The organism is Amycolatopsis nigrescens CSC17Ta-90 (genome assembly GCF_000384315.1).
Classification (GTDB): Bacteria; Actinomycetota; Actinomycetes; order Mycobacteriales; family Pseudonocardiaceae; genus Amycolatopsis; species Amycolatopsis nigrescens.
In genome coordinates this window covers 7,560,516-7,583,303 of record NZ_ARVW01000001.1, presented here as the reverse complement: position 1 = coordinate 7,583,303, position 22,788 = coordinate 7,560,516, and the positions used below count along the sequence as shown (strand labels likewise).

The 22,788-nt window shown below is 70.5% G+C and carries 21 protein-coding genes; 7 read left to right on the top strand and 14 right to left on the bottom strand.

Going from position 1 to position 22,788, the window contains the following annotated elements:
- Positions 1 to 24 precede the first annotated feature (24 nt).
- From AMYNI_RS0135975 to AMYNI_RS0135950, 6 genes are read right to left on the bottom strand one after another with little or no spacing between them, the layout of a single operon-like run.
- Positions 25 to 1,023, bottom strand: coding sequence for a P1 family peptidase (locus AMYNI_RS0135975; protein ID WP_020672964.1), 999 nt, complete (start codon positions 1,021 to 1,023; stop codon positions 25 to 27).
- Positions 1,020 to 1,778 carry an ABC transporter ATP-binding protein gene (locus tag AMYNI_RS0135970; RefSeq protein WP_020672963.1) on the bottom strand — a complete coding sequence of 253 codons (759 nt, stop codon included), beginning with the start codon at positions 1,776 to 1,778 and terminating at the stop codon, positions 1,020 to 1,022. Before AMYNI_RS0135970 ends, AMYNI_RS0135975 begins: the two co-directional genes overlap by 4 nt.
- Entirely contained in the window at positions 1,775 to 2,740 is a 966-nt protein-coding gene (locus AMYNI_RS0135965) for an ABC transporter ATP-binding protein (protein ID WP_020672962.1), read from the bottom strand. Before AMYNI_RS0135965 ends, AMYNI_RS0135970 begins: the two co-directional genes overlap by 4 nt.
- Positions 2,737 to 3,570: an ABC transporter permease gene (locus tag AMYNI_RS0135960; RefSeq protein ID WP_020672961.1), complete on the bottom strand. Its 834-nt coding sequence runs from the start codon at positions 3,568 to 3,570 to the stop codon at positions 2,737 to 2,739. Before AMYNI_RS0135960 ends, AMYNI_RS0135965 begins: the two co-directional genes overlap by 4 nt.
- On the bottom strand, positions 3,567 to 4,541 hold the full coding sequence (locus tag AMYNI_RS0135955; RefSeq protein WP_020672960.1) for an ABC transporter permease: 975 nt from the start codon (positions 4,539 to 4,541) through the stop codon (positions 3,567 to 3,569). The genes AMYNI_RS0135960 and AMYNI_RS0135955 overlap by 4 nt, the downstream gene beginning before the upstream one ends.
- Positions 4,542 to 4,566: 25 nt before the next feature.
- Positions 4,567 to 6,177: an ABC transporter substrate-binding protein gene (locus tag AMYNI_RS0135950; RefSeq protein ID WP_020672959.1), complete on the bottom strand. Its 1,611-nt coding sequence runs from the start codon at positions 6,175 to 6,177 to the stop codon at positions 4,567 to 4,569.
- A gap of 288 nt (positions 6,178 to 6,465) precedes the next feature.
- On the opposite strand from AMYNI_RS0135950, the gene AMYNI_RS0135945 reads away from it, so the two are divergent.
- A complete protein-coding gene (locus AMYNI_RS0135945; RefSeq protein WP_020672958.1) occupies positions 6,466 to 8,391 on the top strand; it encodes a primary-amine oxidase in 1,926 nt (641 codons plus the stop codon).
- A gap of 38 nt (positions 8,392 to 8,429) precedes the next feature.
- Positions 8,430 to 9,071: an FMN-binding negative transcriptional regulator gene (locus AMYNI_RS0135940; RefSeq protein WP_020672957.1), complete on the top strand. Its 642-nt coding sequence runs from the start codon at positions 8,430 to 8,432 to the stop codon at positions 9,069 to 9,071.
- Here AMYNI_RS0135940 and gabT read toward each other — a convergent pair.
- A complete protein-coding gene (gabT, locus tag AMYNI_RS0135935; RefSeq protein ID WP_020672956.1) occupies positions 9,068 to 10,429 on the bottom strand; it encodes a 4-aminobutyrate--2-oxoglutarate transaminase in 1,362 nt (453 codons plus the stop codon). The genes AMYNI_RS0135940 and gabT overlap by 4 nt on opposite strands.
- 175 nt (positions 10,430 to 10,604) lie before the next feature.
- Here gabT and AMYNI_RS0135930 point away from each other — a divergent pair, with 175 nt between their 5' ends.
- On the top strand, positions 10,605 to 11,750 hold the full coding sequence (locus tag AMYNI_RS0135930; protein WP_020672955.1) for a CaiB/BaiF CoA transferase family protein: 1,146 nt from the start codon (positions 10,605 to 10,607) through the stop codon (positions 11,748 to 11,750).
- Positions 11,747 to 12,910 (top strand): acyl-CoA dehydrogenase family protein, encoded by a 1,164-nt coding sequence (locus AMYNI_RS0135925; protein WP_020672954.1) that lies wholly within the window; start codon positions 11,747 to 11,749, stop codon positions 12,908 to 12,910. Before AMYNI_RS0135930 ends, AMYNI_RS0135925 begins: the two co-directional genes overlap by 4 nt.
- Here the strand turns inward: AMYNI_RS0135925 and AMYNI_RS0135920 are convergent.
- The 4 genes from AMYNI_RS0135920 to AMYNI_RS0135905 form a co-directional block, all read right to left on the bottom strand.
- Positions 12,901 to 14,397: a PucR family transcriptional regulator gene (locus tag AMYNI_RS0135920; RefSeq protein ID WP_026361368.1), complete on the bottom strand. Its 1,497-nt coding sequence runs from the start codon at positions 14,395 to 14,397 to the stop codon at positions 12,901 to 12,903. The two genes, AMYNI_RS0135925 and AMYNI_RS0135920, sit on opposite strands and share 10 nt — an antisense overlap.
- A gap of 94 nt (positions 14,398 to 14,491) precedes the next feature.
- A complete protein-coding gene (locus AMYNI_RS0135915) occupies positions 14,492 to 14,695 on the bottom strand; it encodes a cold-shock protein (protein ID WP_020672952.1) in 204 nt (67 codons plus the stop codon).
- A 444-nt stretch (positions 14,696 to 15,139) separates the two neighbouring features.
- Positions 15,140 to 15,514, bottom strand: coding sequence for a VOC family protein (locus AMYNI_RS0135910; protein ID WP_026361367.1), 375 nt, complete (start codon positions 15,512 to 15,514; stop codon positions 15,140 to 15,142).
- Positions 15,515 to 15,539: 25 nt separating this feature from the next.
- Positions 15,540 to 16,016 carry a MarR family transcriptional regulator gene (locus tag AMYNI_RS0135905; protein ID WP_026361366.1) on the bottom strand — a complete coding sequence of 159 codons (477 nt, stop codon included), beginning with the start codon at positions 16,014 to 16,016 and terminating at the stop codon, positions 15,540 to 15,542.
- A gap of 106 nt (positions 16,017 to 16,122) precedes the next feature.
- On the opposite strand from AMYNI_RS0135905, the gene AMYNI_RS0135900 reads away from it, so the two are divergent.
- Positions 16,123 to 17,553, top strand: coding sequence for an MFS transporter (locus AMYNI_RS0135900; RefSeq protein WP_020672949.1), 1,431 nt, complete (start codon positions 16,123 to 16,125; stop codon positions 17,551 to 17,553).
- A 111-nt stretch (positions 17,554 to 17,664) separates the two neighbouring features.
- Positions 17,665 to 18,528, top strand: coding sequence for a serine hydrolase (locus tag AMYNI_RS0135895; RefSeq protein ID WP_245574088.1), 864 nt, complete (start codon positions 17,665 to 17,667; stop codon positions 18,526 to 18,528).
- Here the strand turns inward: AMYNI_RS0135895 and AMYNI_RS0135890 are convergent.
- On the bottom strand, positions 18,525 to 19,442 hold the full coding sequence (locus AMYNI_RS0135890) for a cobalamin-binding protein (protein WP_020672947.1): 918 nt from the start codon (positions 19,440 to 19,442) through the stop codon (positions 18,525 to 18,527). The genes AMYNI_RS0135895 and AMYNI_RS0135890 overlap by 4 nt on opposite strands.
- Before the next feature lie 44 nt (positions 19,443 to 19,486).
- Entirely contained in the window at positions 19,487 to 20,305 is an 819-nt protein-coding gene (locus AMYNI_RS0135885) for an SDR family oxidoreductase (RefSeq protein WP_026361365.1), read from the bottom strand.
- Between the two features lie 91 nt (positions 20,306 to 20,396).
- On the opposite strand from AMYNI_RS0135885, the gene AMYNI_RS0135880 reads away from it, so the two are divergent.
- Entirely contained in the window at positions 20,397 to 21,809 is a 1,413-nt protein-coding gene (locus AMYNI_RS0135880) for an AAA family ATPase (RefSeq protein ID WP_040407688.1), read from the top strand.
- 4 nt (positions 21,810 to 21,813) lie between these two features.
- Here AMYNI_RS0135880 and AMYNI_RS0135875 read toward each other — a convergent pair whose 3' ends face one another.
- Positions 21,814 to 22,776, bottom strand: a complete 963-nt coding sequence (locus tag AMYNI_RS0135875; protein WP_026361363.1) for a helix-turn-helix domain-containing protein — start codon at positions 22,774 to 22,776, stop codon at positions 21,814 to 21,816.
- Positions 22,777 to 22,788: the final 12 nt, after the last annotated feature.

The following is a 22,788-nucleotide window of genomic DNA, read 5'->3' as shown; positions in this document are numbered from 1 at the left end:
ACTGTCCTTTGCAGATTGTTCCGGTCACTCGGCGCTGCTCAGTACCGCGTCCCAGGCCACTTCGGACGCCAGCGCACCGAGCCCGGTGGCGCTGACCCCGTTCAGCTCGACCTCGTCCGTGGTCACGGTGAACAGGATGTCGCCGTCGATCTCGGTGTGGAAGGGCTGGATCGCCCGGTGCATCGAACTGTGCACCTGGGTGCCGAGCTGACGCAGCGCGAACTCGGGCAGCCGCACGTTCGTCACCAGCACGGTCAACGTGGTGTTGCCGGCCAGCGTGCTCACCGGCTCCGCCCCGGCGGCAGAGTCCGCGTAGTCCTCGACGGGCAGCCGGCGTTCCAGGGTGTCCGGATGCACGTTGCCGCGCACGATCCGGCCATCCCGGTCCACCACCACTCCGACCGCGTTGACCACGGTGGCCACCAGCACCTTCATCCCGCCGAACTCGCGGAACGCCGCGCCCTGGCCGGCGAACTCGGCCCTGCCGAAGTCGATCTTGCCGACCGACGCGGCCCGGCCGGCACCGCAGCGGCCGACCGGGAACTCCCCTGCCTTCGCGTTCCGCAGCGCGGCGCGGCCCAGTGCGGCGTCCGGCGCGATCGCGGTGTCCCTGGTGGAGAAGTCGTAGATCACCGCGCCGGAGACGTGCTGCAACGCGGCCCAGTGCGTCCGGTTCTCCGCGCGGTGCAGCAGTTCGGTGCTCACCCCGGCGGCCGCCTCCAGCCCGTACACCGAGCCGCCGGCGAACACGATCGCCTGGTGGAACTGGTATCCGCCGCTGAGGCCGACCGCGCCTCCCCTGGCGTCGATGGCGGTGCGGGCGCCCTCCGGGAAGTGCAGCACCGTGCACCCGGTCGGCCCTTCCGCGTACTCGGCCGTGCCGACGAGCACCCCGGGCAGGTCGAACGGCACCGTCGCGCGGCCCTCGCTCGGTTGCGGGGTCAGCGCGACGTCGTCGTTCGTCACCGCTCCCGGCGCATAGGTCGACGGACGGGCCAGCCGGGTCTCCGGCGTGTTGCTCACAGTGCCTCCACTAGTTGTCGCGAGTACTCATGGTTCGGCATCCGGTAGAAGACCGCCGCGTCGGCGGTCTCCACGATCTCCCCGTGCCGCATCACGGCGACCCGGTCCGCGACATACCGGACAGCGCCGAGGTCGTGCGAAATGAACAGGGCCGCGAAGCCGAACTCGGCCTGCAGGTCCTTGATCAGGTTCAGGATCTGCGCCTGCACCGAAACGTCCAGCGCGCTCACCGCCTCGTCGAAGACCAGGAACGGCGGCCGGGTGACCAGCGCCCGCGCGATCGACACCCGCTGGCGCTGACCGCCGGAGAGCTGGTGCGGATACCGCTGCGCGAACGAGGCGTCCAGGCCGACCTGGTCCAGGATGGCGAGGGTCCGTTCGTCCTGCTCGGCCCTGGACTCCTCGCCCAGCACGGTCAGCGGCTCCCCGACCGACCTGCCGACGCGCATCCGCGGGTCGAGTGACCACTGTGGATGCTGCAGCACCGCCTGCATCCGCCCGGCCAGCGCTCGGCGGCGTTTCGGGAACGGCTCGCCCTCGAACCGCACCGCACCGGTGGTCGGGGTGCGCAGACCGAGCGCCACCATGCTGGTGGTGGTCTTGCCGGAACCGGACTCGCCGACCAGCCCGACGGTCTCGCCGGGGGCCAGCCGCAACGTCACGTTCCGCATCGCGTGCACCGGACGGCGCCGCAACGGCGGCCCAGCGGTGAAGGTGACGGTCACGTCGTCGAGTTCGAGAACGGGCTCGCTCATCGGGCCGCTCCCACGGTCTCGGCGGTCGCCGCGTCCTCCGCGCGATGGCACAGCACGTCCCGGTCCGCCGAGACGTGCAGCCGAGGCCGTTCCCCGGCGCAGGAATCCAGCACTGCCGGGCAACGCGGCGCGAAGGAGCAGCCGGCGGCCGCCCCGGTGAGCACCGGCGGCTGCCCGGGGATCGACGCCAGCCGCTCCCCTTCGGCCGCGGCGCCGGGCACGGACCTGGCCAGCGCCACGGTGTACGGATGTCGCGGTTCGGCGAGCACGGCCGCCGCGGCGCCGGACTCGACCACCCGGCCGCCGTACATCACCACCACCCGCGAGCAGCGGCGGCCGACCGCGGGCAGATCGTGGCTCAGCCACAGGATCGTCGTGCCCGCCTCGGCGGCCAGCGAGAACACCAGGTCCAGCACGTCCTCGCGGACCTGGCTGTCCAGCGCGGCGGTCGGCTCGTCGGCGATCAGCAGCTCCGGCTCGGCCGCCATGGCCATCGCGATCGCCACCCGCTGGGCCATCCCGCCGGAGAGCTGGTGCGGGTAGCAACGGGCGACCCTGGCCGGGTCGGCGAGCTTGACGGTGGCAAGGCGGTCGAGCACGTCGCGCCGGTTCCCCCTGCCGCGCAGGGCCAGCTCGACCTGCTTGCCGATCCGCATGGTGGGGTCCAGCGAACCGATCGGCTCCTGGAAGATGAAGCCGAGCCGGTTCCGCCGCAACGCTCGCAGCTCGCCGGCCGACATCCCGCCCACCGCCGCGCCGTCCACCCGCACCTCGCCGCCGGTGACCCGCGCGGCCCTCGGCAGCAGCCCGCCGATCGCCGCACCGAGCGTGGATTTGCCGGAGCCGCTTTCGCCGACGATGCCCACCGTCTCTCCACTTCGGACAGTCAGTCGGGCACCGTCCAGCGCGCGCACGGATCCGTAGTCGACCACCAGGTCGTCGACCTGAAGCAGGGCACTCATACGAGACTCCTCGACTCCCTGGGTTCGAGCCGGTCGCGCAGACCGTCGCCGAACACGTTGATGGCCAGGATCGCCACGACCAGTACCGCCCCGGGGAAGGCGAGCAGCCAGGGCGCCGCGAGCAGATAGATGCCGCCCTGCTGGATGAGCACCCCCAGCGAAGACGCCGGCGGCTGCACCCCGAAGCCGAGGAAGCTCAGCCCGCCCTCGACCAGGATGCCGACGGACAGCGCGTAGGTGCCCTGCACGGCGATGGTGCCGGACACGTTCGGCAGCACGTGCCTGGCCAGTATCCGCCACCAGCCGACTCCGCTGATCACCGCCGAGGTGATGTAGTCGCGCCCGGCCACCGTGATCGCCGCGGTGCGCACCAGCCTGGTCATCAGCGGGATGGTCACCAGCACGATGCTGCACATGGTCGCGACCTGGCCGGGACCGAGCACCGCGGCGACCAGGATGGCCAGCACAATCGTCGGGAACGAGTAGACGACGTCCACCAGCCGGAGCACCAGCTCACCGAGCCAGCCGCCGCGGTAGCCGGCGACGATCCCGAGCAGGGTGCTCACCGCCGCGGTCACCAGCACCGCGATCGTGGACAGCAGCAGGGTGGTGCCGATCCCTTCGAGCACCCTGGGCAGCATCGACCTGCCGAGTTGGTCGGTACCCAGCGGCCACGACCCGCCCGGCGGCGCGAGACGCGGTCCGACGATGGCGTCGGACGCCCCGCCGAGGCCGAACACCGGCCCGGCCAGTGCCGCCAGCACGAGCAGTACCAAGCACACCAGTCCCGCGCGGGAGAGCCGGTCGAGCCGGCGCCACCAGCCGTTCATCGGACCGCCTTTCCGGTACGGGCGACACCGAAGCGCGGGTCGAGCACCCCGGAGGTCGCGTCGGTGAGCATGTTCAGCAGGACGAACACCGCCGCCGCGAGCAGCACGCCTGCCTGCACCACCGCGTAGTCCCGCCGGCCGACCGCCTGCACCACGTAGGAGCCGACGCCGGGCAGGTTGAACAAGTGCTCGATGATCACCGCGCCGCCGAGCAGATAGGCGGTGATCGTGGTCAGCACCACCAGGATCGGGATGGACGCGTTGCGCAGCACGTGCCTGGCGATGATGAACAGCGGTGTCTCGCCCCGCGCCACCGATGCGGTGATGTACGGCTCGACCAGCACATTCAGCACCGCGTCACGGGTGGTTCGCGCGGTCACCGCGATGGCGAACACGGACAGCACCCCGGCCGGCAGCACCATCGACCGCAGGTTCGCGCCCACGTCCTCCCCGAGCGGCCGGTACCCGCCGACCGTGAGACCGAGCGCGTACCGCGAGAAGACGAACACCACCAGGCTGCCGAGCACGAACTCAGGCAGGCTGACGCCGAGCCCGCCGGCCAGCCTGCCCAGCGCGCCGCCACCGCGTTCGCCGGCCCGGACCGCGCTGTACACGCCGAGCGGGATACCGATCAGCACCGCCGCCCCGATGCCGAGCAGGGTCAGTTCGACGGTCACCGGGATGCGCAGCAGGAACTCGCTGGACACCGGCTCACCGCTGAGCAGCGAGGTGCCGAGATCGCCCTTGACCGCGGCGGCGAGCCAGAGCCCGTACTGCGCGACCAGGCTCTGGTCGAGGCCGTACTTTTCGGACACCGCGGCCTGCTGCTCCGGGCTGGCGAACGGACCGAGCACCACCTCGGCGAACCCGCCCGGCATCAGCCGCGAGGCGGCGAAGATCAGGATGGAGACGAAGAACAGGGTCAGCACCGCGCTCACCAGCCGCCGGGCCCACCAGGAAAACAGGCGCACTACCTCTTCCTTTCCGCTGCGGGTCCTACGCCGGCCCGCCGGCGGACCGGAACTCGGCCAGCCGGCGGAACGCGTTGCCGTATCCCTCGTTGGCGTAGACCGTCGGGCTCACCGAGTCCGCGCGGTAGCCGATGATGACCGGCCGGGTGACCAGCGGGATCATCTGCGCGTCCTGGTCGACCGCGGCGCACAGGTCTCGCAGCGCGGGTGCCCGCGCCGGACCGTCCGGTTCGGACGTCGCCGAGTCGATCACCCGGTTCAGCTCCGGATTCGGCTTCATGAAGCCGATGTTGAACTGAGCAGCCTCCGGGTTCCACCATTTCGCGACCATGCCGGCCCCGGCGTAACCGGCGAACCAGGAAAGCGCGGCGTCGAACCCGGCGGGCACCGCGCCGTAGACCTTGCCGGCCCAGCTGCCCTCGTCGAGCTGTTCGATGGTCACCTCGACGCCGATCCGCGCCAGGTTCTGCTGGATCACCTGCGCGACCGCGGGCGCCGGCTCGGTGGCGTACGCGGTGATCGAGAACTTCAGGTTCTCCGCACCCGCCTCCTTCAGCAGCTGCCGCGCCCGGTCCAGCCCCGCGGTCGCCGACGGCAGCCGCGCCGGGTCGCAGGCGTCCGGCAGGTCCACCGGGGTGACCCCGGTCGGCTTGCCGAGGCCGTTGGTGGCGATCTGGGCGATCTGCGCGCGGTCCATCGCGATGTTGATCGCGGTCCGCACCCGCTGATCGGCGAACTTGCCACCGGGCGCGTTGCTGTTCAGCATCAGGTAGTAGAAGTCCGTTGTGGACTGTGCACGGACCCGCACCCCGCGCACCCCGGCCAGCACCTGCGGCGCGTCCACGTTGCCGAGCACCGCCAGCCCGGCGCTGTTGTTCTGCAGCGACGCGATCCTGGTCGGCTCCTGCGGCACGATCGAGATGTTCACCGCGTCCGCCACCGGCCGGTCCGGCGCCCAGTAGCCGGGACGGCGTTTGAACCGCCACAGCACGTCCTGCCGGTGGAAGGCGACCACGAACGGGCCGGTGCCCAGCATGGTCTTCGCCGGGTCCACCGAGCCGTTCTCGATCTCGGCCATCGGCAGCACCGCGGCCGGGGTGTTCGCCAGCGCCGAAAGGAACGGGGTGTACGGGCTGGAAAGCTTGAACCGCACCGTTTTCCGGTCCAGCTCGGTCACCGACTCGACCGGCCCGATCTGGGTCCGCCACACCCCCTGGCCAGCCAGCAGGCGCCGCATGCTGCCCACCACGTCGGCCGCGGCCATCGCGCGGCCGTTGGCGAAGGTGACGCCCTCGCGCAGGTGGAAGACGTACTCGGTGGGACTCGGCGACTCCCAGCTCACCGCCAGTCCCGGTTCGGGCTGGAAGCCGGGGCCGACCGTGACCAGTGTTTCGTAGGCCAGCGACATCAGCTGCCACGAGGTGGCCACGTCGGCCAGCTGCGGGTCGAGGCCGGTGGCCGCGCCGGTGTCCACCGGCATCTGCAGTTCGAGGGTGCCGCCGGCGGGCAGCGACTCGTCCGCAGCGGCCAGATAACCGGGCCGCTGCGGGCCTGCCGGTTCCTCCACCGGCTGCACGGCGCAGGAGGCCACCAGCGGCACGACGGCCAGCGCGGTGCAGAGCAGCCTGATCCGCATGAGACCTCACTCTCCCGGCGACGCCGCGTAGTCACAGCCTGGACCGGCCGGCGCTCGAGCGTAATGCCGGAACGTTCCGACATGGGGAGTGATTAAACGACGGCGCGTCCACCCCGTCAACCCCCGAACCGAATTCCCCGCACGAGATATCTGCTTGTAACAAAGGGAATCCCTTCCCGCGGGAACGAATGTTGACCATTTCGCATCCTGACGGCTAGCCTCCGAGCAGACATGCCGGAACGTTCCGGCATTCGCCAGGTGCGACCGCCTACAGACAGGGGACCTCTCGTGACGGACCGTTGCCATCCGCTCGCCCCACTGACCGCCGCCGAAATCAGCAGGGCACGGGAGATTCTCGGCAGATCGGGCCTGCTCCGCGAGACGACCCGGTTCTCCTACGTCGGGCTTACCGAACCGGCCAAGGAGGACGTCGCCGGGCACGAGGCGGACGGCTCGCCGGTTCCGCGCGACGTACGCGCGCTGCTGCTGGACATCAAATCCGGCGAGGCCGAGGACGTGCTGGTCCGCCTCACCGACGACACCGTGCTGTCCAGGACGCCGATCGATCCCGAGGCCGCGGGCCAGGTCCCGGTGCTGGCCGAGGAGCACGAGACGGTGCGGGCGATCATGGCCGCGGACGAGGGCTGGCGCGCCGCGCTGCTGCGCCGCGGCATCGAGGACCCGGCGCAGGTCTATCTGGCCGCGCTGTCCGCCGGGCGCTTCGAGTCCATTCCGGACTCCGGGCGCCGGATGGTACGGGTGCTCGCGCACTGGCGGCCCGAACCGTCCACAATGGTCTGGGCGCATCCGGTGGACGGGTTGGTCGCCTATGTGGACCTGATCGAGCGGTCGGTGCGGGAGATCGTGGACACCGGCGCGGTGCCGATCCCCGCCGAGTCCGGCGACTACGACGACCCCGAGGTCAGCGGCCTGATGCGGACCTCGCTGCGCCCGATCGAGATCACCCAGCCGGAAGGCCCGAGCTTCACCGTAGCGGGCGACGAGCTGCACTGGGAGAACTGGCGGCTGCGCCTCGGCTACGACATGCGCGAGGGCCTGGTACTGCACCAGCTCGGCTTCCGCGACGGCGAGCGCTACCGGCCGGTGCTCTACCGGGCTTCGGTGGCCGAGATGGTGGTGCCCTACGCCGACCCGGGGCCGATCCGCTTCTGGCAGAACTACTTCGACACCGGCGAGTACCAGCTCGGCAGGCTGGCCAACGCGCTCGAGCTCGGCTGCGACTGCCTCGGCGTGATCACCTACCTGGACGCGGTGGTGGCGGGCGGGGACGGGCGGCCGGTGACCCTGCCGAACGCGATCTGCATCCACGAGGAGGACGACGGCGTGCTGTGGAAGCACACCGACCCGTCCAACCACAGCAGGCAGACCCGGCGGCAGCGGCGGCTGGTGATCTCCTTCTTCGTCACCGTCGGCAACTACGACTACGGCTTCTACTGGTACCTCTACCTGGACGGCACGATCGAGCTGAAGGCGAAGGCCACCGGTGTGGTGTTCACCGCCCGCTACGACGAGCGGATCGCCCCGTACGCGTCCCAGGTGGCGCCCGAGCTCGCGGCGCCGTACCACCAGCACCTGTTCAACGTGCGGCTGGACATGTCCGTGGACGGCGGCACCAACGCGGTGGACGAGGTGGAGGTGGAACGCGTGCCGATGAGCGAGCAGAACCCGCACGGCAACGCTTTCCGCCGCCGCGCCACCAGGTTGCGCAGCGAGCGGCAGGCCCAGCGGATGGCCGAGCCGTCGCTCGGACGCACCTGGCACGTGGTCAACCCGGAAAAGCGCAACCGGCTCGGCGACGCGCCCGGCTACGCGCTGATCCCGCAGGGCCAGCCGACCCTGCTCGCCGACGAGTCCTCCGCGATCCACGGCCGGGCCACCTTCGCCGCCCGGCATCTCTGGGTCACCCGGTACCACCCGGACGAGCGCTATCCGGCGGGCGACCTGGTCAACCAGGGCCCCGCCGGCGCGGGACTGCCCGCGTACACCCTGGCGGACCGCGACCTGGACGGCACCGATCTGGTGCTGTGGCACACCTTCGGCATGACGCACTTCCCGCGGCCGGAGGACTGGCCGGTGATGCCCGTCGATCACTGCGGGTTCGTCCTCCGGCCGGTCGGCTTCTTCGACCGGAACCCGACCCTCGACGTGCCCGCCCCCGGCGGCACGCACTGCTCAGCGCCCTCGGCAGGCTGAGAAGATCTGGACCAGCTTCCGGACAGGAGAGGAATCCCATGCACGTGTACGGCCCCTACGTCGCGCCGTCACCGGCGATGGAGGTGGACCTGGTCCGGCGCAACCCGTTCGCCGTGGTGGTCAGCGCGGAACCCGGCCGGGCGCCGGTCGGCACGCACGTGCCGGTCATCTTCCCGCGCCACGACTCGGTTCCGGACACCCTTGCCGAGGTCACCATGATCGGCCACATGGCGCGGAAGAACCCGCAGTGGCAGTACTTCGCCGAGGAACCCGAGATCCTGCTGGTGTTCTCCGGGCAGCACGGGTACGTCTCGCCGAGCACGTACGGCTACGAGCCCGCGGTGCCCACGCTGAACTACGCGGCCGTGCATCTCACCGGCAGGGTCGAGCTGACCGACAACGCGGACCAGTCGCTGCACGTGGTGGAAGAGACCGTCCGGACGCTCGAAGCGCTGCGCGAGTCACCGTGGGACATGACCTCGTCCAGGGAGAAGTTCGCGTCGCTGGTGCACCTCGTGGTGTCCTTTAAGGTGCACGTCACCGGTGTGCGCGCGATGTTCAAGCTCAGCCAGGACATGGCCCCCGAGGTCCGCGACCGCGTGCGCGCGGACCTCGGGAGCGGCGGCTGCCCGCACCTGGCCGAGCTGATGGCCGCGGTGGATCCCCGTGACCTCGACTAATCCTCGGCGAGAGCGCCGGCGAGCACGTCCAGGCCCTCCTTGAGCAGTGCGTCGGAAATGGCGAGCGGGGGCAGGAACCGGAGCACGTTCCCGTAGCTGCCCGCGGTGAGGGTCAGCAGCCCGTCGCGGTGACAGCGCCCGCTGATCGCCGCGGTGCGGGCCGGGTCCGGCGTCCGGTCACCGCCGCCGCGCACGATCTCCACGGCCAGCATCGCGCCCCGGCCGCGGACGTCCCCGACGAACTCGTGCCGCCCGGCCATCGCGTGCAGAGCGGGCAGCACGATCCGCTCGATCTCCCCCGCCCGGCGCACCAGGTCGTGCCGCTCGATCTCCTCGAACACGCCGAGCGCGGCCTCGCAGGCGACCGGGTTGCCGCTGAACGTGCCGCCGAGCCCGCCGGCCGGCACCGCGTCGAGCAGTTCGGCCCTGCCGGTGACCGCGCCGAGCGGCAGTCCCCCGCCGAGTCCCTTCGCGGTGGCCAGCAGGTCGGGCCGGATGCCTTCGTGCTCGCAGGCGAACAGCGTGCCGGTCCGCGCGATCCCGGTCTGCACCTCGTCCGCGATCAGCAGAATGCCGCGGGCGGCGCAGATTTCCGCGACGGCGGGCAGGAAACCGGCCGGCGGCACGATGAACCCGCCCTCGCCCTGGACGGGTTCGCAGACCACGGCCGCCACGTTCTCCGCGCCGAGGCGCCGGTCGAGCAGCTCGACCAGTGCGTCGGCGGCCTCCTCCGCGCACCGCTCCTTGCCGCCGGGCCAGCGGTACGGATAGGCCATCGGCGCCCGGTGCACCTCGGCCGCGAACGGCCCGAAACCCTGTTTGTACGGCACGTTCTTGGCGGTCATGCTCATCGTGAGCAGGGTCCGGCCGTGGTAGGCGTGGTCGAACACCACGATCCCCTGGCGCCCGGTGGCCGCCCGCGCGATCTTGACCGCGTTCTCCACCGCTTCGGCGCCGGTGTTCACCAGCAGGGTGCGCTTCTCCCCCGGCACCGGGGCGAGCCGGTTGAGCGTTTCGCACACCTCCACATAGGACTCATACGGGTTGACCAGGAAACAGGTGTGGGTGAAGCGGTCGAGCTGGGCGCTCGCGCGCTCGACGACCCGTGGCGCCGAGTTGCCCACGGTGGTCACCGCGATCCCGCTGCCGAAGTCGATGAACGAGTTGCCGTCCGCGTCGACCAGCACCCCGCCACCCGCGGCGGTGACGAACACCGGCAGGGACGAGCCGAGCCCGGCGGGCAGCGCCGAACGCTGCCGCCGCAGCAGTTCCTCGGATCGCGGGCCGGGTACCTCCGTCCGCACCCGGCGGACCTGCTCCAGGCCCGGCCCGCCGATCTGTTCCGCGACAACGCTCATGACGATGAAACCTCCGGTCCGCCCGACGATGACTTCGGCCGACGGTAGGCAGCGCCCCGGCCGGCGGCCATGGACGAACGGGCCATCTACTCGGCTGAAGCATGGACAGGATGTCGAGTGCCTCGCGGCGGAGCACCGCCGAAACTGGTGACGCCCAGCCACTGAGGAGGAACGGATGACCATCACGGGCGCACTGTCCGGCCTGCTCGTCGCCGACTTCTCCCGGGTGCTGGCGGCGCCCTACGCCACCATGCTGCTGGCCGACCTCGGCGCGGACGTGATCAAGGTGGAGCGCCCCGGCACCGGCGACGACACCCGCGCCTGGGGCCCGCCGTTCGCCGGTGACCAGGCCACCTACTTCCTTTCGGTGAACCGCAACAAGCGTTCGCTCACGCTCGACCTGCGCACCGGCGAAGGGCGGCGCCGGGCCGAAGAACTGGTCCGCCGCGCGGACGTGGTGATCGAGAACTTCCGACCGGGCACGATGGCAGGGCACGGCCTCGACCACGAGCGGGTCCGGGCGCTCAACCCCCGCGCGGTGTACTGCTCGGTGACCGGGTTCGGCGCGGGCGCCGGTGCCGCGCTGCCCGGCTACGACCTGCTCGTGCAGGCCGTCGGCGGGCTGATGAGCGTCACCGGGCCCGGCCCCGGCGAACCGGTCAAGGTCGGGGTGGCGCTGGTGGACGTGCTCACCGGACTGCACGCCGCGGTCGGGGTGCTGGCCGCCCTGCGGCACCGCGACCACACCGGCGAAGGCCAGCTCGTCGAGGTGAACCTGCTGAGCACGCTGCTGTCCAGCATGGTCAACCAGAGCGCCGGGTACACCCTCGCCGGTGCCGTGCCCGGCATCATGGGCAACCGCCACCCGTCCATCGCGCCCTACGCGGTGTTCCAGGCCGCGGACCGGCCGATCGTGCTCGCGGTCGGCAACGACCGGCAGTTCGCCGCGCTGTGCGAAGGAATCGGCCTGCCCGAGGACCCGCGCTTCGGCACCAACACCGAGCGGGTCGCGCGGATCGACGAACTCACCGAGCTGATCACCGCGCGGCTGGCCACCCGCACGGCCGGCGACTGGTTCGCCGTGCTCGGCCCGCTCGGCGTGCCCTGCGGCCCGGTGAACGACCTCGCCGCCGCTTTCGCGCTGGCCGAAGAACTCGGCCTCGACCCGCTCGTGCCGTCCGGGGACGGCGATCTGGTGGCCAACCCGATCGGCCTGTCGCAGACCCCGCCCGGCTACCACCGGCCGCCGCCCCGGCTCGGCGAGCACACCGAGGACCTCGCCGCCTGGCTGGACGCCCCGCAACCCCAAGGAGACCGATGATCACCGACCCGTTGCAGCTGCTCGACATCCCGGCCACGCTGCCCGACGACGAACGCGACATCCAGGCCACCGTGGCCCGGTTCGCCGAGGACCGGCTCCGGCCCGGCATCCGCGAGTGGTACGAATCGGGGCGGTTTCCGCGCGAGCTGGCGCCGGAGCTAGGCAAGCTCGGGGTGCTCGGCATGCATCTTCAGGGCTACGAGTGCGCGGGCGTCAGCGCGCTCGGTTACGGCCTGGCCTGCCTGGAGCTCGAAGCCGCCGACTCCGGTTTCCGCAGTTTCGTGTCCGTGCAGGGCTCGCTGGCGATGTACTCGATCCACCGGTACGGCTCCGAAGAGCAGAAGGCCGAGTGGCTGCCCGCGATGGCCGCGGGCGAGTCGATCGGGTGCTTCGGGCTCACCGAGCCGGATTTCGGCTCGGACCCGGCCGGGATGCGCACCCGCGCCGTGCGCGACGGCGACGACTGGATTCTGGACGGCACCAAGATGTGGATCACCAACGGGTCGATCGCGGATGTGGCGACGGTCTGGGCCGGTACCGAGGACGGTATCCGCGGATTCCTGGTGCCGAAGGGAACGCGGGGGTTCACCGCACGGCCGGTCGGGCACAAGCTCTCGCTGCGCGCCTCGGTCACCGCGGAGCTGGTGCTGGACGAGGTCCGCCTGCCCGCGAGCGCCGCGCTGCCCGCGGCCCGCGGCCTGTCCGCCCCGCTGTCCTGCCTGAACGAGGCGCGGTTCGGCATCCTGTTCGGCGCCGTCGGCGCGGCCAGGGACTCGATCATCAGCGCACTGGACTACGCGAAGACCAGGGTGCAGTTCGGCAAGCCGATCGGCGGTTTCCAGCTGACCCAGCAGAAACTGGCCGACATGACGGTGTCGGTGAACAACGCCATGCTGCTCGCCCTGCACCTGGCCCGGCTGAAGGACCGGGGCACCATCCGCGGGGAGCAGATCAGCGCCGGAAAGCTGAACAACGTCCGGGAGGCGCTCGCGATCGCCAGGCAGTGCCGGACGATCCTCGGCGGCAGCGGCATCACCACCGAGTACTCCCCGCTGCGGCATGCCGGCAACCTCGAGTCCGTGCTCACCTACGAGGGCACCGCGGAGGTGCACACGCTGGTGATCGGCCAGGCGCTCACCGGCCTTCCCGCCTACCGCTGAGCCGCCCGGCTCTCCCACGCCAGCGCGGCGAACAGCAGCTCGGCACGCACCCTGGCCGAGCCGAGGTCGCAGCCGAGCAGCCGCTCGACCCGGTCCAGCCGGTTGCGCAGGGTGTGCCGGTGCACTCCGACCACGGCCGCCGCGGTCTCCCACTGGCCGTTGGCCTCCAGGAACGCCCGCAACGACGTGACCAGCGCCGGGTCGTGCGCCTCGAGTTTCGCGATCGTGCCCGAGGCGACCGAGTCCAGCACCTCCCGGCTGGCCGGTGTCCTCAGCAGTGCCGCGCCGGCCAGTCCGCCGAACTCGGCGGGACCGGCGCCGGGGTCCGCCCCGGCCGCGGCCAGCCGGGCGCGGGCCAGCGCCTGCCGAAGCTCGTCCAGCGGGTGCGCCGCACTGAGCCCGGCTCGCAGGGCTTGGCCTGCCAGCAGCTCGGCCACCGACTCCCGCGTGATCTCGCCGGGCAGCAGGATCACCGCTTCGCCGTCGGCCTCCTGCGCGACCAACGGCAGTCCGCGTTCGGCCAGGCCGGTGTCGATCACGTCGAGTGCGGCACGCGGGTCGCCCGTCAGCACTACCAGCACCCGGACGCCACGGCCGGGATCGACGAGATCGGCAAGCTGGGGCCGGAGCCGCCGCTCGTTCGCCGGATCCTGCAGCAGGAGGCCGAGCAGCATGGTGCCCAGCCGGTTGCGCTCGGTGCGCAACCGGAGCGGCTTCTCGCGGTCCAAGGCGAGCAGCGAGGCCGCGTGCCCGAGCAGCACCTGGTCGACGTGGCCGAGCGGCTCGTCGGCGACCACGGCCAGCCGGCCGTGCACCACGTTCCCGACCCCGACCACCTGCACGGTGATGGCCCGTCCCGCCGTCACGACGGTCGTGCTGGCCGACCGGCCCGCATCGTCGCGCACCAGCGACCGGACGGCGGCGATGGTCTCCTCGGTGCTGCGCGGGCAGGCGGCCTCGACCTGCTGTCCCGCACCGAGGAACAAGGTCGCCGCGCCGGTCGCGGTGGACAGCTCGCGCACGATCGCGGCGGCGCCGCCACGTAACGCGGCGCGCGTCATCCGAGGCTGGGCGCGGGACACCCGCAGCACGGCCTCGTAGCGCTGCTCGGCGAGCCGGTCCAGCACGGCCTTGGTGATCGCGGCGAACGGGGTCGGCAAAGGGACCTCGAGCACCGGCAAGCCGAGCTCGTCCGCGGCGGCGAGCACGGCGGGCGGGATCGTGTCGTGTGACAGCCCGGTCCCGAACCCGAGGGCCGCCACCCCGGCGCGATGCACCCCGTGCACGTACTCGCGCTGACGTTCGGGCTGGTCGGAAAGGGGTGCGCCGGTGGTCAAGATCAACTCGCCACCGGTCAGCCACGGACCGGGGTCCGGCAGGTCGATGCTGTGCGCGAAGAGCAGCGGCCGGTCCAGGCCGTTCTTACCCGCAACCAGCGTCAACCCCAGCTCGGGCCGGTCCAGCAGCCAGCGAAGCGACACGTTCACGCCGCCACGGTAACCGCGCACGCACAAACCGGCGGGCACCACTCCTCTCGGAGCGGCACCCGCCGGTCGGTCAGATCAGTGCGTCAGCGCCAGGTCAGATGACGGTGACGCCGGTGGCCTGCGGGCCCTTCTGGCCCTGGCCAACGTCGAACTGCACGCGCTGGTTCTCCTCGAGCGACTTGAAGCCGCTGCCCTGGATCTCCGAGTAGTGCACGAACACGTCGGCACTGCCGTCCTCGGGGGCGATGAAGCCGAAGCCCTTCTCGGAGTTGAACCACTTCACGGTGCCCTGAGCCATTTTTTCTCCTCAACTGCTGGCGGATGCGGTACGTCGCTGCTGCGACGGGCCGGGCCTGTCTGCGACGGCAAAATCTCCGACCATGCCTGGAGGAAAACTCTGCGCCCGCAACTACGTTTCGCGAGCGCGCATGAACACGAACACAAAACCAACGACCGAGCACAGTCAACCAGGCCGGGCGCCGCTTGTCACCACCGCCCCTCACGACCCCGACCGACCTACCCGAACGGACCAACGACCCCGTCGCTGTGGGTCACCACCACCCGACGCCCCTGGCGGGTTGTTGCGTCTGTTTCTGAATTGCGCAGCCGACACGCCGCCCGAGCGTAGAACTCGCCCACCCCCAACGTTCGACTCGCCCAGCGCGAACGCAGAACTCGCGCGAGTCCCACCTTCCAGCGCCGCGAGTCCCACGTTCGGGCAGCGCGAGTTCAGCGTGCAGGGTTAGAGGTTCAAGGGAATTAGGGTGGTGAAGCAGAAGGGGTGACCGGCGGGGTCCAGCATGACTCGCCAGCGGTCCGGTGAGGGTTGCTCGGCTGCGCGTTGTGCGCCCAGGCGGAGGGCTTCCGCTTCCGCTTCGTCCAGGTCGGCGACCGCGAAATCCAGGTGGATGTGCTTGGGCGTATCACCGGCCGGCCAGGTGGGCGGGCGGTAGTCGGGCACGTGCAGCGCGCCGATCACGCCGCTGTCGAATTTCACCACCTGGACGGTGTCCGTACTGAAGACGATCGCGCCATCGAGCAGTTCGGCCCAGAAAGCGGCCAAGGCAACGGGATCCTGACAGTCGAGCGTGATCAGTCCCAAACGGATCAAGGCCATGTGGCCAGCCTAGCGAACTCGCCCATCAACGGTCCTGCAATTTTCGGGTCTGCGCCAGCACGATCTCGTTGGCCCGCTCGGCGAAGTCGAGCAGCAACTCCCGCTGCTGCTCGGTGTAGCCCTCGATCAACGCGGTGTAGGAACGGTGGAGCTCGTCGAAAGTTCCTTGCAACTTTTCGTAGGCGCCCTCGCGCACCAACTCCACGAGCACCCGCCGCCGGTCCTGCGGATCCCGGCCGCGCCGGACGAACCCCGCCTTCTCCATCCGGTCGATCACCGACGTGATCGCGCCGCCGCGGGACAGACCCATCCACTGCGCCAACTCCCCCGGCGTCTTCGGGCCCTCCTTGTCCAGGATGGCCAGGCAGTTCACATCGGTGACGTTGATGCCAGCACGACCAGCGAGCGCGGCATGGAAGAGCACCGCGCGATTGGCGGAGAGACGGCTCTCGTCGTACAACGCCGCCACCGTCCGCGCACGCGCCGCCCTGGCCGTTGACATGGATCACCATCCTGATTAATCTCTCGCTTATCGAGAGACTCTATTTTCGTTCAACTCTATCTTGGTGCTACCTCGCCGAGCTTACCCATACCTCAGGGAGAACGCCTTGACCGGCACCCTCGTCGAAAAACCGCCTCGCACCCGGCATTGGGCGGCGCTGACCGTCGTGCTGGCCGCGACCTTCATGGACCTCGTCGACAGCACGATCGTCACCATCGCGCTACCGCGGATACAGGCCGAACTCGGCGCCGGATCCGCTGCCGCACAATGGATCCTCGCCGGATACTCGCTGACTTTCGCACTGGTGCTCATCCCCGGCGGCCGGCTCGGTGACATCTTCGGCCGCAAGAAGGTTTTCCTCACCGGCATCATCGGCTTCACCATCGCCTCGGCGGCCTGCGCGATGGCACCCACCGCGGGCGCACTCGTGGCCGGACGACTCGCACAGGGCGTACTGGCCGCATTGATGGTGCCGCAGGTGATGTCCGTGATCATGGTCATGTTCCAGGACGACAGGCGGCTGAAGGCTTTCGGCCTGTACGGCGCCGTGCTGAGCCTGGCGAACGTGAGCGGCCCCGTCCTCGGCGCACTGTTCACCGAATACAACGTCCTCGGGCTCGGCTGGCGCGCGATCTTCTGGGTCAATGTGCCGATCGGTCTGCTGGCCATCGCCTGCGCCATCCGCTACCTGCCGGAGTCGAGGTCGGAACGCCCCCTGCGGCTGGACCTCACCGGTATCGGTCTGCTCAGCCTCGCTTCGTTCGCGGTGATGTTCCCGCTCATCCAAGGGCGCGAGAGCGGCTGGCCCGGCTGGATGATCGCGCTGCTCGTCGCCGCGGTACCGCTGATCGTGTTGTTCGCCATCGCCGAACACCGCCGGCATCGGCGTGACGGTTCCGCACTGGTGCCACTGCCCCTGTTCCGGGCGCGCTCCTTCAGTGTCGGGCTGGTGGCCATGCTCGTCCTGTTCTCCGGGCTCGCGTCGTTCTTCATGGTGGTGGCCTACGAGTTCCAGCTCGGGCTTGGCTGGTCGGCACTGCGCACCGCGGTGATCGTGGTCGGCTGGCCGGCGGGCATCCTGCTGACCACCCCAGTGGCCCAGCGGCTCGGACTCCACCACGGGCGCCGGCTGGTGGCGATCGGCCTGGCCGTGCTGGCGGTCGGCACGCTGGCGTTGATCTACCTGCTTGGCACCGCGGGCGACGAGGTCGCGTTGTGGCCGGTGACGCTGTGCGTGCTGTTCATGGGCGCCGGAATGGGGCTGTGCGTGTCGATCCTGACCGGGCTGGTGCTGGCCGAGGTTCCCGCACCGGACGCGGGCGCCGGATCCGGGGTGACCAATGCCGCGCTCCAACTCGGCACCGCGCTCGGGGTGGCGATCACCGGGCTGATCTTCTTCGGCCTGACCGAGGCCGGCACCGGTGCGGCCGACGCGGGAACGATCACGCTCTGGTACAACGCCGGTGCTTTCCTGGTGGCCCTGCTGCTCGTCCCGCTGCTGCCACGCGCCGCGCACCAACCTGGGAATCAGCTGTGAATCGGGAAAAGCCGGTGAAAACCGGGAACGAGCGGGCAGAAAGCCTCCGTTGCAAGGTACATGAACCGGCTTACCGCCCGGAACAGAGTGCTTGGTTGCACCGTGCTCGGCGTGAGCGTGCTGCTGGCCGGCCTGGTCAGCGCCCAGTCGCGCAATGGTTCGGTGCGGAGCGAAGCCGCCGCACCCTCGATCGCCCTGCCATCGGGTACCCCGCCCTACGTGGCTCCCCCAGCCCCGGCGCCCGACGAACACGCGGAACTGGCCACGCGGGTGCAGCAGGCGGTCTGGGCCGTGGTGCCCGACGCCGAAGTGGCCATGCAGGTCTACGACCGGCACACCGGCACCGAACTCACCGGCCTGGACACCGAGCGGCCTTTCTCCACCATGTCGGTGGTCAAAGTGCTCATCGCACTGGACACGCTGTCCTGGGACGACGGGGCCGAGCCGAGTCACGACACCCAGCAGGAAATCCGGGACATGCTCGCGGACAGTCACGACGCAACCGCCAGCACGCTCTGGGTCGCCGGCGGCCGGAACGACATCGTGGAACGGGCCATCGACGAGCTGGGTCTCACCGGCACCACCCCACCGAGAAGATCCGGCGAGTGGGGCAGCACCCAGACCACGGCCGCGGATATCGTGACCATGTACCAATATCTCGCCGCCAAAACCCCGGCACCGGCTCGTGACCTGATGTACTCGGCGATGCACCAAGCGCCCCGCGTCGCCGCCGACGGCACCGATCAGTACTTCGGCATTCCCGACGGACTGCCGGACACGACCTGGGCGATCAAGCAGGGCTGGGGAACCAGCGGTGCTGAGGCGGTGTACCACACCACCGGCCTGCTCGGCGCGGACTCCCGGTACGTCGTCGCCCTCCTCACCTCGGCACCCGCGCAGTACTACGACGTACTCGACGACGCACTCACGGCGGGCACCTCGCAGCTCGCCGGCCTGCTCACCCAGTCCCGCTAGCCGCGCGGCACCTGCCTGGCCTCCGCCGGACCGAGCGGGTCGCCGCTGTCGGCACCGTGCAGCAGCCGCGCGAGGATCTCAACCCCACGGACCACCCTCGGCCCAGGACGGTTGAAGTAGGCGGGCCCGTCCAGCACCCAGACCGCACCGGCACGGACGGCGGGCAGCGTCGACCAACCCGGCAGGCCGGTCAGCGTGGCCAGTTCACCGAAGGTTCGCTCCGGCGCGAAACCGCAGGGCAGGATCAGCAGCACCTCCGGCCGGACGTCCAGCACCGCCTGCCAGGACATCGGCCGGGTGTGCTGCCCCGGTTCGGCCAACAGGGCGGTGCCACCGGCATGCTGGATCTGCTCGGGCACCCAATGCCCGGCCGGCCACAACGGATCCAGCCATTCGATCGCGACGACCCGCGGCCGCGGCCGCCCTGCCACGGCCTGCTGCACCACCGTCAGCCGTTCCCGCAGTGCGGCGGCCCTGGCGGCCGCGACGTCGGGCACGCCGAAGACCTCGCCGAGCAAGTGCAGGCAGTCCAGTACGCCGTCGAGCGTGGCGGGTTCCAGGCTGATCACCTTCGGCCCCGCGTCGAGCACCCGCACCGCCTCGGACACCTTCTGGTACGACAGGGCGCAGACATCGCACAGATCCTGCGTGAGCACCACGTCCGGGGCCAGCTCCGCCAACAGCTCAGTGTCCAATGTGTACAGTGACGACCCGCTGTGGCGCGAGCTGCCGACCGAATCGGAGATCTCCCGGCTGGACAGGCCAGGCCGGTCGAGGCCGCTGGTGGTCACCACGGGCACCGACTCGACCCCGGCCGGCCAGTCGCATTCGTGCGTGCGGCCCACCAGGTCCGGCAGCAGGCCCAGTTCGGCGATCAGGTCGGTGGCGGCGGGCAGCAGCGAAATGATCCGCATCCCGCCATGCTAGGCGTTCACCGAGCGGCCACCGGGTGCTCCGGTCAGTTTCGCCAGGCGCCCCCTTCCGCCGCCTCCGCCACGTACTCCGCGAAATCCTTCGCTTCCCGGCCCGTCACCCGCCGCACCGTGTCAGCGGGTTCCCGGTCCCCTTGTGCACGCAACGCGGCGAACGCCTCCACTTCCTGGGCCGCCTCGTCAGCGGAGGCTCCCGCCGCCAGCCGTTCGGCCAGATAGGCTTCCGGATCGCCGAGGAACCGGATCGGTCTGCCGGCCTCGGCGCTGATCAAGGCGACGGCCTCGCCGAAGGACAACGCCCGCGGGCCGCTGATTTCGTAGCTCTGGCCGGCATGGCCGCGCTCGGTGAGTGCGGCCACCGCGACGGCGGCGATGTCCCCAGCGTCCACAAAGGCCTGCCGGGCGTCGCCGACCGGCAGTGCGACCTGTCCGGCCAGTATCGGCTCGCGGAGGAAACCGACATCGAAATTCTGGTCGAACCAGTCCGGCCGCAGGATGGTCCAGTCCACATCGGACGCCCGGACGGTCCGCTCCGCGGCCATCAGGCGCTCATCGCCCATCACCTCGATGCCACCGCTGGAAAGCAGCACGATGCGCGTTACGCCGTGCGAGACCGCGCACCGGACGAACTCCGGATCGACCGGCACCCCGTCCGGTGCCATCAGGTACAGCCCGGAAGCTCCGGCGACGGCGGGTTCCCAAGTATCCGGAGCCGCCCAGTCAAATCGCACTTCACCGGTCCGGGACGCGGCCCGGACCGGATGGCCGCGGGCTCGCAGCAGATCGGTCACCCGGCGGCCGGTGGACCCGGTCGCGCCGAGGACCAGCATTGGTTTCTCAGTCATCTGGCCAGTGCAGCACCGGGCACCGACAGTTTTCTGAAATGCCTGGTCCACGGGCGATCTCGGGCGGCGAAGTTCTGCGATAGTGGTGGTGATGATCGCAGATGACGAAGGCCTCGAAGAACGGCGGCTCGCGCAGTCCCTGGTCAGGCTGATCGACTCGGCCCGGCACCGGATGATGGCCGAGGACCCCAGCGAGCTGGTCACCAGGATCACCGAGCACCTCGGCTGCGAGCTGGCCGCCATCCCGAACGTGAGCATCACCTTCGAAGGCTGGGAGCAGGTCAACTTGCACCGCGGCGTCACCGCCTATCTGGAGCGGTGGAGCCCGGAAGCGGAGTGGTTCGGCCTGACCGGGCAGATGCACGGCATGCAGAACCTGATGGACATCCTGGCCATGGCCGGCCGGCACGGCATGTTCCAGCTCGGCGCGGTCGAGTACACCACCGCGGCCACCGGGCCCGATACCGCCGTCGAGGTCATCCAGTTCGGGCTGGTCGCCACCCGTGCCCCGTCCGGAAAGCCCGCGGTGATCAACATCCGGGGACCGGTCGAGCACTCGCCGCAGTCCCAGTGCGCGCTGCGCGTGCTGGCCGCCGACCGCGAAACCGCCACCGCCGTCCGGGCGGAGGTGGAGGAGCTGGTGCAGGCCCACAACGTGTTCAGGTCGCAGCTGCTTCAATTCGACGTCAGCGAGAACCGCGGTAACGAGCTGGTGTCCTTCCTGCCCCGCCCGGAGGTCTCCGCCGGCGATGTGGTGCTCCCGGCCGGTGTGCTGGAGGCCGTCGAACGGCATGTCGTGCGCGACGCCGCCGCCAGCGCGCGGCTCCGCGAGCACGGGCAGCACCTCAAGCGCGGTGTCCTGCTCTACGGTCCGCCGGGGACCGGAAAGACCCACACCGTCCGGTACCTGATGAGCAAGCTGACCGACGCCACCGTCACCGTGCTGTCCGGACGAGCGCTGACCAAGCTGGTGCCCTCGGCGGTCAGCCTGGCCCGCCGGTTCCAGCCGTCGGTCGTGGTGATCGAGGACGTGGACCTGATCGCCGAGGACCGGTCGTTCTCCGACGGCGCCACGCCGGTGCTGTTCGAACTGCTCAACCGCATCGACGGCGTGGACGCCGACACCGACATCACCTTCATCCTCACCACCAACCGCGTGGACACCGTCGAGCGCGCATTGGTCGACCGTCCCGGCCGGATCGACCTGGCCGTGGAGATCCCGAAACCGGACGCCGAGGGCAGGGAGCGGCTCATCCGGCTGTATGCCGCCGAAACCGAGCTGGACCTGCCCGACGTGTCCGAACTGGTCGCCGCCACCGAAGGGGTCACGGCCTCGTTCATCCGGGAACTGGTCCGGCGCGCGATCCTCGGGCAGATGGAGCACACGACGTCGGGCCGGGTCACGCTGGACGCGCCGGCGCTGCGGCGCGCGCTGGACGGGCTCTTCGACGAACGCAACAGCCTCACGAGCAGCATTCTCGGCAGGACGCAGCGGGCGACCTGAGCGGTCAGCTCGCCTGGGTGCGGAAGGTGCGGCGGTAGGCCGAAGGGGACGTGCTCATCGCCTTGGCGAAGTGGTGGCGGTAGGTGACGGCGGTGTCGAAGCCGACCGTGGTGGCGATTTCCTCGATCGGCGTTTCGGTGGACTCCAGCAGTTCGAGGCTGGCCTGCACGCGCTGGGCGATCAGCCAGCGGATCGGCGTGGTCCCGGTGCAGCTCGCGAAATGGCGCAGATAGGTGCGTTCCGACATGGACGCCCGCCTGGCCAGTGCCGCCACGCTGACGGTTCCGGTCAGATTCGCCAGCATCCAGCTCATGCTGCGGGCGATCCGGTCGTCGGCGGGCCCGGCGCTGATCGCGCTTTCGATGTACTGCGCCTGCCCGCCGTCCCGGTGCGGCGGTACCACCAGCCTGCGCGCGATCGCGTTCGCCACCCCGGCGCCGAAATCCTTGCGCACCAGGTGCAGGCAGAGGTCCAGCCCGGCCGCGCAGCCGGCGCTGGTCAGCACGTCCTCACCGTCGACGTACAGCGAGTTCGCGTCCACGTCGATTTTCGGGTACTTCCGGCGCAGCTCCTCGGCATAGCGCCAATGCGTGGTGGCGCGCCTGCCGTCCAACAGCCCGGCCTCGGCGAGCGCGAACGCGCCGGAGCAGATCGAGACGATGCGCGCCCCGCGTTTGTGCGCCCGCCGCAGGGTGGCCACCAGTTCGGGTGACGGCTTCCGGCCGATGTGCTTGACGCTCGGGATCACCACCGTGTCGGCGCGCGCCAGCTCGTCCAGCCCGTTCGGCGTGTGCAGGGTCGCGCCGCCGACCATGCGCACCGGCTCGGCCCGCTCGGTGCAGATCTTCAGCCGGTACCAGGGCACGTCGATATCGGACCAGACGAGCCCGAACACCTCGGTCACGATGCCGGTCTCGAAGGCGGACATGCCGTCGTAGGCGAGTACGGACACGGGAGGACGACGCATGGCGGTATCTTA